At 38.6% G+C, this 12,849-nt stretch carries 13 protein-coding genes and 1 other annotated feature; of the genes, 1 reads left to right on the top strand and 12 read right to left on the bottom strand.

Annotated elements, in window-relative coordinates; translation table 11 throughout:
• Window positions 1–2: 2 nt before the first annotated feature.
• The 5 genes from FGL72_RS01560 to FGL72_RS09700 all read right to left on the bottom strand — a co-directional run bounded on the left by FGL72_RS01560 (window position 3) and on the right by FGL72_RS09700 (window position 3,818).
• A complete protein-coding gene (locus FGL72_RS01560; protein ID WP_004901980.1) occupies window positions 3–644 on the bottom strand; it encodes an amino acid ABC transporter permease in 642 nt (213 codons plus the stop codon).
• A gap of 173 nt (window positions 645–817) precedes the next feature.
• Window positions 818–1,041: a binding site (T-box leader), on the bottom strand.
• 42 nt (window positions 1,042–1,083) lie between these two features.
• Window positions 1,084–1,611, bottom strand: coding sequence for a rod shape-determining protein MreD (mreD, locus tag FGL72_RS01555; protein ID WP_004908010.1), 528 nt, complete (start codon window positions 1,609–1,611; stop codon window positions 1,084–1,086).
• Window positions 1,611–2,468: a rod shape-determining protein MreC gene (gene mreC, locus FGL72_RS01550; protein ID WP_146992381.1), complete on the bottom strand. Its 858-nt coding sequence runs from the start codon at window positions 2,466–2,468 to the stop codon at window positions 1,611–1,613. Before mreC ends, mreD begins: the two co-directional genes overlap by 1 nt.
• A gap of 78 nt (window positions 2,469–2,546) precedes the next feature.
• A complete protein-coding gene (locus FGL72_RS01545) occupies window positions 2,547–3,554 on the bottom strand; it encodes a rod shape-determining protein (protein ID WP_004901987.1) in 1,008 nt (335 codons plus the stop codon).
• 90 nt (window positions 3,555–3,644) lie between these two features.
• On the bottom strand, window positions 3,645–3,818 hold the full coding sequence (locus FGL72_RS09700; RefSeq protein WP_004901989.1) for a hypothetical protein: 174 nt from the start codon (window positions 3,816–3,818) through the stop codon (window positions 3,645–3,647).
• Window positions 3,819–3,980: 162 nt separating this feature from the next.
• Here FGL72_RS09700 and FGL72_RS01540 point away from each other — a divergent pair, with 162 nt between their 5' ends.
• On the top strand, window positions 3,981–6,044 hold the full coding sequence (locus FGL72_RS01540; RefSeq protein ID WP_146992379.1) for an ATP-dependent Clp protease ATP-binding subunit: 2,064 nt from the start codon (window positions 3,981–3,983) through the stop codon (window positions 6,042–6,044).
• 52 nt (window positions 6,045–6,096) lie between these two features.
• Here the strand turns inward: FGL72_RS01540 and FGL72_RS01535 are convergent, their stop codons facing one another.
• The 7 genes from FGL72_RS01535 to FGL72_RS01505 form a co-directional block, all read right to left on the bottom strand.
• Window positions 6,097–6,618 (bottom strand): YiiX/YebB-like N1pC/P60 family cysteine hydrolase, encoded by a 522-nt coding sequence (locus FGL72_RS01535; protein WP_004901994.1) that lies wholly within the window; start codon window positions 6,616–6,618, stop codon window positions 6,097–6,099.
• 29 nt (window positions 6,619–6,647) lie between these two features.
• A complete protein-coding gene (locus FGL72_RS01530) occupies window positions 6,648–7,931 on the bottom strand; it encodes an adenylosuccinate synthase (protein WP_004908014.1) in 1,284 nt (427 codons plus the stop codon).
• Window positions 7,932–8,177: 246 nt separating this feature from the next.
• A complete protein-coding gene (locus FGL72_RS01525) occupies window positions 8,178–9,743 on the bottom strand; it encodes a TIGR03766 family XrtG-associated glycosyltransferase (protein ID WP_279235121.1) in 1,566 nt (521 codons plus the stop codon).
• Between the two features lie 14 nt (window positions 9,744–9,757).
• The gene (locus FGL72_RS01520) at window positions 9,758–10,135 is read right to left on the bottom strand and encodes a 6-carboxytetrahydropterin synthase (protein WP_146992375.1); all 378 of its coding nucleotides are present in this window, start codon (window positions 10,133–10,135) and stop codon (window positions 9,758–9,760) included.
• 2 nt (window positions 10,136–10,137) lie between these two features.
• The gene (locus tag FGL72_RS01515; protein WP_146992373.1) at window positions 10,138–11,478 is read right to left on the bottom strand and encodes a TIGR03111 family XrtG-associated glycosyltransferase; all 1,341 of its coding nucleotides are present in this window, start codon (window positions 11,476–11,478) and stop codon (window positions 10,138–10,140) included.
• Window positions 11,479–11,481: 3 nt separating this feature from the next.
• On the bottom strand, window positions 11,482–12,066 hold the full coding sequence (gene xrtG / locus FGL72_RS01510; RefSeq protein ID WP_004902005.1) for an exosortase family protein XrtG: 585 nt from the start codon (window positions 12,064–12,066) through the stop codon (window positions 11,482–11,484).
• Window positions 12,059–12,697 carry a Firmicu-CTERM sorting domain-containing protein gene (locus tag FGL72_RS01505; RefSeq protein WP_243130148.1) on the bottom strand — a complete coding sequence of 213 codons (639 nt, stop codon included), beginning with the start codon at window positions 12,695–12,697 and terminating at the stop codon, window positions 12,059–12,061. The genes xrtG and FGL72_RS01505 overlap by 8 nt, the downstream gene beginning before the upstream one ends.
• Window positions 12,698–12,849: the final 152 nt, after the last annotated feature.

Here is a 12,849-nt window from a genome sequence, read left to right as displayed (position 1 = left end):
AGTTACCTCCAAATATTCAAACGACTTTCACTTTGTTTTAGCAACACAGTCACAATTGCCGTCATCAACAGATAAATCATGCCGACTAATAGGTAAGGCACTAGCGTAACATCTCTACTTGCAGCAATGTTACCAGCGCGCAGAATATCACCCAAACCAATAACATAAACTAACGACGTATCTTTCACCAGATTGATAATCTCGTTTCCAAAAGATGGTACAACAATTTTAATAACTTGTGGCAATATAATCTTAAAAAAAGTTTGTACTTTATTGAGCCCAAGAACCTTAGCCGCATCATATTGACCACGGGGTACCGCTTGTAGCCCCCCTCTGAATATTTCGGCTAGATAAGCGCCATAATTAATAATAAAGGCAATAGCAGCAGCTTCAAATCGAGGAAATGTAATACCCATCATGCCTAAACCATAATAAACAAATATGAGCTGAAGGAGTAATGGTGTCCCTCGCATAATCCATATGTAGCCATTAATTAGCCAACGAATTGTAAAGTACTCCGACTTCATACCTAGGGAAACAATAATTCCTAGTGGCACAGACCCAACAATTGTTAGAAAAAACACCCCCAGTGTCATTTTCAAGCCTGATAATAAGCTGGGTAAAATATTGAGGAAATAGTTCATTTTTTTCTCCTTATCACATTTAAATATTATGTTATATATTAAAAAAGCCCTCTTGCAAAATATTGCAAGAGGACGCTCGAGCGTGGTGCCACCTCATGTTCTGACCTTGCTCACACAAAATCACTTACTCAGTCTTTGTCATAGTAGCAAAAACGCCCTCCGAGTATCACTACTCAGAGGGCGTTACCGCGGTGCCACCTCTTAAATGTATTAACCATCACTGATAATACCTCAATAAGTCCAAAGACTGTATGCGATAACGGGCACTTCCGATGCAGCCTACTTCAATTCAACTACATACTCACAGATGTGGTTCATCTGAATAACTTATTTGCTCACACTAACCGCAAACTCTCTGAAAAATTAATCAAACTACTCTTCTGCTCAACGTTTTTAATATTGACAATAATATATCCTTTTTATGCCAACTTGTCAAGTCCTATCTTAAAAACTGAAAAAGTGACCAGACAGGATAATAGCCAACTGTGGCAATTATAGTATTTAGTATTACCGTGGGCAACACTTCATACAGAAGAAAAGTGGCAACACTGACATTGGCAATCCCAATGACAAAGCCAGCAAAGTAAGTTATCAACAAATAGACGACTAGACCGATGAGAAAGATTGTTGCCCCACTTAATAAGCGTTCATCTAATACTCGCTTAAGTTGTTTCATTAAAGCTGTCGCGGCAACAAAGGCTACTGTGTAGGTCCCAAAAATGCCAGTATAATACATATCAAATAAGATACCCACTAAGACAGTGTAAAGCCAGAACGGTAGATCCGCCTCAACGTCAAACTGCACACCGTAAAATAACCAAATTAAAGTCGTCACTGGTAAAACATGCCAAGGAAAAGCGGTAAAAATACCGCCCATACCAGCCATTAAAGCGCCATCAACAAAAAGAAGTAGTACAAGTAAAACGGGATAAACAACCCTTAGCCGTGTTATTTGCCAAAATGCCATTATTTTGCTCCTAACTGAGATACAGCAACCATAACCGTGGTAATATTGCCTAAATCAGCTGCTGGTTCAATATATATACGTTTTGACAAACCGTAGTCGTCCTTTGTCACACGCGCAACTTTACCCACGTACAGTCCAGCAGGTATCACACCACCTAAACCAGACGTTTCAACCAAATCACCTGATTTAATTGTGCTATCTGAGGTAACCTGTCCCATAATTAATTGATTTTTCTCTCGATTAAATCCAGTCACAATACCATTAACATCGCCACTACCACCCTTAATCGTGATGGCAAAGCGATTAGCATCTTCACTGGTGTCTGAAATTAAAGCCACTTTTGCATTTGTTGTATTGACTTCGCTAATACGACCAATAATTCCAGCACCTGACAACACTGGCATACCTTTTTTTAAGCCAGTGTTCGTGCCTTTATTAATCACTAATTGTGACTGCCAAGTTGTTGGTGAACGACTAATTGTCACAGCAGAAACTGTTTTATAGTCGGTTAAAGTCGCCTGTAGCCCTAATTGTTTTTTCAGTGATCGATTTTCTTCTTCAACGGTTTGTAGTCGCACCTTATCTTGCGCAAACTGGTCGAGCTTTGACTTTAACGTGCGGTTTTCTTTAAAAGTATCTAATAAATTACCGATACTATTGGCTGTTCGCCCAATTGCTGTCGTAGGTACCGCAATAATACGACTGACTCCCCCAGCCAAATCGTTACCAAAACGTTGAATAAAAGGCGGTGTGTTGGTACGTTTTGCTAACCAGTTAGAACCTGTGATTAATCCGATAATCACAATAAACGCAATAATCATTGTCACAACGGTACGTGAAGAAAATATTTTACGCATGTTGTTGTCCCCTTTTTCAAAAATAAAAGCGTAGCGCCAGCCGCCACGCTAATGTTAATTCTTTATCTTAATAAATGATTAATTTTGACGCATAACGTCGATTGACTTCAAGGCTTCGCCTGTGCCAATAGCTACTGCATCTAATGGTTCGTTTGCAATCAAAACTGGTACCTTCGTTGCTTCTTGAATAATTTTATCCATATCACGCAACATAGCGCCGCCACCTGTTAACACCATACCATGATCAATGACATCAGCTGCCAATTCAGGTTGCGTGGATTCCAAGGTTTCGCGAATAGCGATAACAATCTCTCTGACAGGCTCTTGAATCGCCATAGCAACATCTTCAGCAGTCACATCAATTGTCTTAGGTAAACCAGTTAACAAATCTCGACCACGCACGGAAGCATCTGGTAATGTGCGTGCAAGCGCCAGTGACGCAGCGCCAATTTCTATCTTAAGACGTTCAGCAGTTGGCTCGCCAATTGTTACATTGTACTTATTCCGTACAAAATTGGCAATTGATTCGTCTAATTTATCTCCGGCAATACGAATCGAACGACTCGACACAATACCACCCAAAGAAATAGTAGCGACATCAGTAGTACCGCCACCCATATCCACCACCATTGAACCAGTAGGATCCATTACAGGCAAACCTGCACCAACAGCAGCGGCAAATGGTTCTTCAATAACATAGGCGTCGCGTGCGCCGGCCACACGGGCGGCATCAATCACGGCGCGACGTTCAACAGCTGTCACACCTGAAGGTACGCCAACTGTAACGTATGGTTTACCGATACGTCCACCAAGTGCCTTTTGAAGGTAGTACCGAATCATTGCAACAGTTGTATCATAGTCTGCAATAACACCATCACGCATTGGCCTAATAGCTGCGATACTAGCTGGTGTACGGCCGAGCATGTCTTTTGCTTCAGAGCCGACAGCTACAACCTCATTGGTTTGCGTATTACGTGCAACCACTGAAGGTTCTCGTAGTACAATGCCTCGACCTTCAATATATACGTATGTGTTGGCAGTACCAAGATCGATACCGACGTTTCGTTGTCCAAATGAAAATGCCACGACGCTGCCCCTTTTTACTTTTTAAAATATGCATATCTTAAAAATGCTTAACTTATAGTATTGTAGCATAAAAATCGACGATATTGCCGACTAATTTACGCGAATATATTTAACATGACCCTGCTTACTTGCAACGCCTCTTATTTTATTTTGAGACGGAAAGTCACGCCAAACTTTTTGAAAGGCGGGAAAGGTTTCTGGCGTAATGGCTAATTCGTCAATTTTACCATCTCTCAAATCATTTAATTGTTGTTCATAATCCATAATTTTACCTCACAATTATTATACAACATTTTCTTTTTAGCACTCTAAATAAAAGAGTGCTAATTTTAATTGCAATTTAATCTTTAGGTGCTATACTTGAGACATAATTAAGAAAGGAAAATGTGTGCATCACGTTTTTTCAGGATCACACACGGTGATATTATGGCATCACAAGACCCATTTGGATTTGGTAACATCAATTTTGATGAGATGATGCGGGCTATGAATGAACAAATGCAAACAAGTTCAGCCAACCAGTCAACGTCAAACACAACACAAGATAAAAAAAACAAACAAAATAAACGCCCTACTTTACTCGAAGAATACGGTATAAATCTAACGCAGCAAGCCCGTGAAGGTAAGCTTGATCCTGTTATCGGGCGTGATCAAGAAATTTCCCGAACAATTGAAATTTTAAACCGACGCACAAAAAACAATCCTGTTTTAATCGGTGAAGCAGGTGTTGGTAAAACGGCCGTTGTTGAAGGCTTGGCCCAAGCCATTGTTGCTAACAAAGTCCCTGAAAAATTGCGTTCCAAAGAAGTGATTCGTCTAGATATGTCCGCCATGGTACAAGGTACAGCCATGCGAGGACAATTTGAAGGACGTATGCGTCAACTAATGAAGGAAGTGGCAAGTAATGATGATGTCATTTTATTCATCGACGAAATACATGAAATTATGGGTGCTGGTAACGCTGAAGGCGGTATGGATGCTGGCAATATATTAAAGCCAGCTCTGGCCCGAGGGGAATTTCAACTCATTGGTGCCACAACCTTAAACGAGTACCGTAAAATCGAAAAAGACGGTGCCATTGCGCGTCGTTTTCAACCTGTACAGGTTAACGAACCAAGTAAGTCAGCCACAATTACAATCTTAAAAGGTATCCAAAAGCGATATGAAGATTATCATCACGTTGCGTTTACTGACGAAGCAATAACAGCTGCCGTCGAGCTCTCAGATCGTTATATCACAGAACGCTTTTTACCTGATAAAGCCATTGATCTCATTGATGAAGCTGGTTCACGTAAGAACCTGTCAATGAAAATCGCTGACCCTAAAACAATCCAGGCAAAAATTGATCACGCTGAGAGCCTAAAGCAAGAAGCCATTGATAAAGAGGATTTTGAAAAAGCAAGCTACTGGCGCGATCAAGCCAACCAGCTAACATCACAGAAAGCGCAAGTTGAGGCGCACCCTGAAATGTTTAAACCTCAAGCAATTACAGAAAAAGATATTTTACAAATCATTGAAGATAAGACCGATATTCCTGTAGGTGCACTAAAAGAAAACGAAGCTAATCAACTACAGACACTTGATCAAAATCTATCAACGCACATTATTGGACAAGATGATGCAGTGGCAACGGTTGCTAAAGCCATTCGTCGTAACCGAATTGGTTTAACAAAATCTGGTCGTCCTATTGGTTCTTTCCTCTTTGTTGGTCCAACGGGTGTTGGTAAGACTGAGCTCGCCAAGCAGTTAGCGCAAGAGATGTTTGGTAGCAAAGACGCTTTAATTCGATTTGATATGTCAGAATATATGGAAAAGCATGCCGTATCTAAGCTCATTGGCGCTCCTGCTGGTTATGTTGGGTATGAAGAAGCCGGTCAATTAACAGAGCAAGTTCGCCGTCACCCTTATTCATTAGTTTTAATTGATGAAGCTGAAAAAGCCCATCCTGATGTCATGAATATGTTCTTGCAGATTTTAGATGATGGTCGCTTAACGGATGCTCAAGGACATGTTGTTAGTTTCAAAGATACTATTGTTATTATGACTTCTAATGCCGGTTCAACAGATACTGGTAATACACCAATGGGCTTCAATCAAGTTGATGCGCAAAGCAGACTTTTGCAACACCTAGAAAATTATTTCCGTCCTGAATTTTTGAACCGTTTTGATGATATTATTGAATTCCAAACACTCACTCAAAAGCATTTACTGACTATTGTTGATTTACTCCTAGCTGACATGAACGCTAATTTAGCTGATAATAATCTGAATGTCATTGTTAGCGATTCAGCAAAAGCTAAGTTAGCTGAACTTGGTTATAATCCTGCACTAGGGGCAAGACCTCTGCGGCGTGTCTTGCAAGATAAGATTGCAGATCAACTGGCAGATTACTACTTGGCACATCCAGCAAGTACCGTATTACTTGCTGATTTAGATGATGCCAATCATATTGTTATCACTGAAAATCAAGCATCTCCTGTTAAAGCATAAGAAAAACACGATTCTTAGCGACTCATGATTAGTCGTTGCGGAATCGTGTTTTTTACAATTTGTCAATAAACTTTAAATTTTTATCTTTTGCCATGGCTTCTGGGTTTGAGCCAGGCTGGTTAATTGGCACAGCAACATTTAGCTTGTCATAATAATGCTGCCAATAATCTGACACTTCTTGTTTATCATCATTAAAATGTAACGGTTGTGTCGGAAATGTAATCATACCCTGAAAGGCTAATTCTACTAACTGTGAACAATAAATACCGTCACCATCTGGATAAAAAGTTTTATTATAAGATAAACCTTCGTATGTCTTGGCTTGCGCAATCACATTCTCAGCTTGATGTTTTTGAATTTCTGGTCGATAAAGATCAGGATGTGGTGAATCCGACAAAAATTGTGCCAGTGTTTGCGTTGCCACACCATATTTTGGACTAGCATGAATAACATGTGTCTCATCAACCACAATACCAACATGAACATAATCGCCAGTTGCGGCTGCAATAGCATCATCCATGCCATCATGTTGATTTCGTACGAATAACAAATCTGCTGCTTGTAATGTTACCATTGCTTACTCACCTTCTAAGTTATAAGACATTATTGCCAAACGTCACTGAGTAAATGGGTTTCCTCAGGCTTTGGTCCCACAGCAAAGCTTAACAAGTCGACCGACAATAAATCAGAAATACGCTTTAAATAGTTTTGCGCATTAGCTGGTAATTCATCAAATGATTGCACACCAGTAATATCCTCATCCCATCCAGGTAGTGTCTCAAAGTTAACATCTAAGCCTTCAAACCATGTGTCTGATGCTGGAAAATGATGAATTTCTTCGCCTTTATAGGTGTATGATGTAGCGATTTTAAGCGTTTTTAATCCGGTCAAAACATCAAGTGAGTTAATTGCTAACTTTGTCAAGCCAGATACTTGTACCGCATGTCGCAACGCAACAGCATCTAACCAACCAATTCTACGTGGTCGCTTAGTAACCACCCCATATTCATGACCAACTTCACGAATATGATCAGCAATGTCGTCATGTAATTCCGTTGGGAAAGGGCCTTCCCCCACACGTGACGTATAGGCTTTGATGACCCCAACCACGTCTTGAATTTGTTTTGGTCCTACGCCAGCACCATTCATAACCCCACCAGCAGTAGGATTTGAACTAGTAACATAAGGATAAGTGCCATGATCAACATCAAGCATAATACCTTGGGCACCTTCAAAAACGACACGCTTTTTGTTGGCCATCATCTGACCAAGCAAATAGGAAGTATCAGTCACATATGGTGCCAATTGACGACCATATTCAACATAAGTTTCATAAATGTCATCGTAGTTCAGTGCTTCTTCATTGTACAATTTGGTCAATTGTGCATTTTTAAACGGTAAGTATTCTTTTAGCAACTTAGCAAATACATCAGGATCAACTAAGTCTGCCACACGAATACCAACACGTGAAATTTTATCTGTATAAGCCGGACCAATTCCTTTTTTAGTTGTACCAATACGATTATTTGTTGATGATTCTGCAGCTTTATCAAGCGCAATGTGATAAGGCATGATAACATGCGCACGATTTGAAATTCGCAAATTATCAATTGCAATACCTTGAGACTGTACTTCCGCAATTTCTGCAAGCAAAGCCTCAGGGTTTACCACAACACCATTACCAATAACTGCTAATTGGCCTTCTGTTAGGATTCCTGAAGGTAAAGCTGACAACTCAAATTTTGTATTGCCATGCCAGATAGTATGACCGGCATTATTGCCACCTTGATAGCGCACAACTGCATCTGCATGCTCTGCAAAAAAGTCTACTATCTTACCTTTACCTTCATCGCCCCATTGCGAACCAACAACAATTACACCAGACATATTTTTCTCCTAGTACGGCCACAGCTGCTTTCAGACGGGATAGGTTTGTCGGAGAAAGTGTTGTCAGTCAAACGTGATAACACCTGTTTGCGCCCATCCGTGAGTGTCCCTCTGTAACGGCACGTTTTATTTTTTAGTAAAACACGAACAATAAAACAATAAACGCCTTTTACCTAAACATTTTACCATACAAAAGAGAGATAAGATATAGAAAAACAAATAAAAAATGTTGTTTCTAAAAAAGTATCACATGTTTTTTTTATTGACATTAAGCCATGATAATTTCTCTTGAATTAGTGCAACTGTTTGTGGCCAAACAAACACTGTTAATAATAAAAATATCGGTAAAAACTGAATAATGTATCGCGAGCGGCCGCCCTCAAAAATCAACAGGTACAAAAAGCCCCCAACAATAGCTAGCCGTAACACAGCTGTCAGTCGGTCTTTTTGCCGCCATCCCAGACTAATAATTCCGATACACATAACCCACCAGAATTGCGCAATAAAATGAAAGTCAGAAAGATAATGTCCACTTGGATAAATAATATTTTGTATCACACTTTTTACACCATTTTTTGCTGGTTTATCGATGATAAAGCGTCCCTCTTTCAGCCAAGCAAATGTACCATCTGATGTATTTTTATCTTGTTTGTGAATTAAAAAGATGAGATAGCCAATGAACCCTTTCTGTTGTAACCTTTCAACTAACTTGTCTTTTGAATAGCGTGACATAGCAGCTTGTGAAGGTTGTTTAGCCATTGCTAAAACATCTTGTGCATTATAACCGCCATCGCCACTCACACCCATACTAATAAAATGAATTGGTGGTAAGGTACGATTTTTCTGAATCACCATATAAGTTTGATTTTGTAATACCTTGTTGCCTAACTGATAACTGAATCCTGCTGTCAGCAAAAATATAGTCACCACTAAAATTTTCATCAACATTATTTTTTGATTATTATTTCTAGTTATCAAAATGTGTAAAAATTCTACAACAAATATAGCAATAATAGGAATCATTGCTGAGGGTTTGAGAAAGTAAATGCCAGACAAGGTCAAACCAGCTATAATGCTGATGCCCACCTTTAACACTATATGCCATTTTGTTGTTGATATGATTACATAACACAGTATCAAAAGCGCTACAAACGGTAAAACATAAATGTCGGAATAAGGTACCAACACCATTGGAAAAAGCATTAACCAAACAGCATGTGTATACAGGCCAATCGCTAATTTACGTTTATCAACGAACCAGACTGTCGTCATATTAACGAGGACAGTCCCAATTAACAATAACCAGTTGACTAAGTCAAACATTAGCCAAGAAGTATTATGCATTACTTTTGCAATTTCATGTTGAATCAATAATAATGATAAATTGTTCGTATTGTAGCTATAATAAGATCTTATATTAGCTGAACTCGTTTGCGTCAATGCTTCATGAATGGCACCGGGATCAAAACCAATGGCTGGATGTGTCTGTAGAATGACAATTAATTGCCAAAGTAATGCTAAAACAACCATGATAGTGGCTACTAGCACGCCATGCTGTATAAATACTCGTCGCCAAAGCGTTCTAAACGTCTGATTAACAGCAAAAGCCAATACAATTGCAATGATTATCAACAAAAAAACGATGGATACCCAAGTCGTGCCAATACCAATAAATTCATCACCTGAATTACTTCTTAAATTCAAATTAGTCGAAGTCACCGCAAAATATAACGTTATAAAAATAAACAATAGATATATGCTATCTAGGCATTTTTGTATATTATAAGCACACCGTTGTAATTTAGTCCGCATCACCACCCACCTCTTCAATCTTGCGCCAAAGCAATATTAATAAATCGTGTTGGCGATTCACCGACAGACAAATCCAGCAATTGACATGATATTTTGAGTAAAGCTGTAGTTAAAATATCAAATAGCACTTCGGCAAAATTTTCAAGCGTTGGATTAATGTCATCAAATGGTGCGACAGTGTTTAGAAATTCACCTGAAAAAACTGCAATGCTATCATTAATCACTGTCTCAATATCTTCAAACTTCATTGGTTGTGGATAAGTCATCGGTTGGATATCCAAAATCAATTCCCACGTGTGATGATGTGCTACACCTTGTACTCCTTGCCAACGTACTGCATGCGTGGCATTAATAAAAGTTCGTAACCTATATGTTAAAACCTTGTTACTCATAACTATTTTTTATCCTTCCATAACTGCGACCAATCAGCCATCAGAATGTTTTTAATATCACGTGTTTCAGATTTAAAAGTTTTTGTCTGCCAAGCCGCATTTCTAGTCATTGTATTAATAATTCCAATAAAACGAATTAACGTATTAATGCCATTATAAAGTGGCATAGTGAATGCTATCCACCATTTATTTTTAAAGTAAGCGCGTTCAGTGGGAAACGCTTTCAAAAGCATATATGAACTAGTATAGTTCATCAACCCATAAGCAACATATAACACGTACATCATCACAACTGACATAGACACAACGACAGGTGAGTAACCGAAAAATAATAACATCGCAAGCCCAGTAATCCAAACCAAGCGTGGAAATATAAACGTGTGATCAATCATTAATCGACTAATCATAAAGTTAGTAAAAATCTGACGGACACTCAACTTATTCTGCATGAAATTTTGTGCGACTTCAATTTGCCCACGCTGCCAACGCTGCCGTTGTAAATAAAGTTCACTATAACCTGATATTGGTTCAACATAAAACATGGCATCATCACAGAAACCTATACGCTTGCCTAGGCGGAATCGCAGTTGAAATGTCATATCAGTATCTTCACCAACCGTGTCAACATTATACATAAATGTCTGAACTAATACATCTCGTCTAAACGCTGAAAATGCACCTGACATTGTGAACAAACGATTACCACGGTTTTCAATACTACGGCCCGATAAGAATGATTGTGCATACTCAAAATATTCGTTTAACTGTAGCAATTTAAGCCATTTACTTTGCGTTTTTTGAATCATTTTTTTTTGTGTCAGAATCGTACCAGTTGCTGCATCAATTTCTGAGTGATTTTCAAAATAAAGCACAAACCGTTTTAAGGCATTGGGTTCTAACCAACCATCAGTATCCAAATTAATAATATATTGCCCCATACTATTATAAATAGCAGCATTTAGTGCACGCGCTTTACCTTGATCTGTGTTCATCCACTGCATTCTAAGTATTGGGAAATCAGCTTGAGCCTGATTAAACACTGTAAAACTGTTATCAGTGCTTTGATTATTCACGGCAATAATTTGGATTAATTGTTTTGGATAGGTTGATTGACTAATCGACTGAATACACTGGTATAATGTTTGTCCTGAATTATATATAGGTAATACAATAGATACCATTGGTAATTTCAATGGTTCTTGCATCACTTGATGCTTTTTTGATGTTTTTATCAAAACTAGATTGAAATAAATAGCTGGGAAAATTTCCACAACAATCGGAATGAGCAACCAAGTGAACCAAAAACCTAACTGATAAGTAAATTGATGTAAATAAAATGACATAGTTTATCCCTGTTTTTTGAGCATTTGATTAACAAGTTGCCCCTTTGTGAAGACTAGATAATAAAGCAAGATTGCAATTGAATAGAACAACAGGCGTCCGATAATTGAATGAGCAACATAAAAAGCGCCATCGCCAAAATAATAAATTACAATTGCAACAAAAGATAGTCGTAACGTATTTGCAAGGAAAAACCATAATGCCCCAATAAGCGCCAGCATTAACCGCTTTTGTGCATCATACACAGGATAAAAGGCAATTAATCCCCAAAATGCCGTTGTTTCAATAATGCCTGAACATTCATAATCAACCAATAAAATGCTGGTATGATGATTCGCCACCACCTGAATAACATGTGACGCATAGAAAGTATCAAATAAGCCAGTAAGATGACCAACAACTCCGGCCGACCAAGTGAGAATGGTCGAAAACAACCAGACACCATAAGGTTTACTCCATAAAAGAAGAATGACGAACAAGCCTGCGCTGCCAGCCAAAAAATAAAAAGCATCCGTTTTAGCACGCTTCAAAACAGATAATACATAGACCCAAATAATAATTAGACCAATAATAACCGCATTATTAAGCATGGATTACCTCGTTTGTTAATGATGCCGCAATCCTTTTTCGGCGCTGATTTTGTAGGTAATAGCCCCCACCAGCAAAAACCAAACCAATACCGGCAAGTAACCATGGCCCTGTTGGTGAACCAGCATAATTAATTGACACGTTTCCTCGCCAAATTGACTCATTTGAAATCGCAATTTTTGTATTCTCAGGTATCTCTTTTATGCCTAAAGCAGAGAATGGGATTTGCGCCTCAAAAATGTTATTTGAGCGGTTACCAGCAACTATATGCTGTGCATAGGCTTTACCTACTGTAGGTGGTTGATAACCATACTCTTGTCGCCAAACCCAATACTTAATATCAAATACTTGGCTCATTGATTTAGAACTATTATTAAAGTTCATAATTTGGTTATCCATGAATCCGTGTCCTGAACTAACTGGGTATGCCTCATCTCCAACAGTTATAGTAAAATCAGTATTCAAATAGAGTTGGTTATCTCCTCCTTGGTTATTAGTCCTAAAATCTGGCGCCGAGTCCATATAAAAGTAAATATTCTCTTTATCTGCCCAAATACCCACATGCCTAAAGGCGTCACTATTGGCACGCACATTCTGATACTTTCCTTCCCAATCCTTAAAATTACCATTCATAACCACACCTGTGCTATTCCCACTTACAGATGGGGAATTATACAACAATGCTGCAACACAAAAAAAGCTCATAATTAACAAAAATATTTTTTTGCTACTAAACATAATCATCCTCAAAGATATCTCAGCTAATATCTATTTCATTCTTAAAT

The organism is Leuconostoc citreum, from assembly GCF_007954785.1.
GTDB lineage: Bacteria > Bacillota > Bacilli > Lactobacillales > Lactobacillaceae > Leuconostoc > Leuconostoc citreum.
This window is presented reverse-complemented; position numbering and strand designations above follow the sequence as displayed.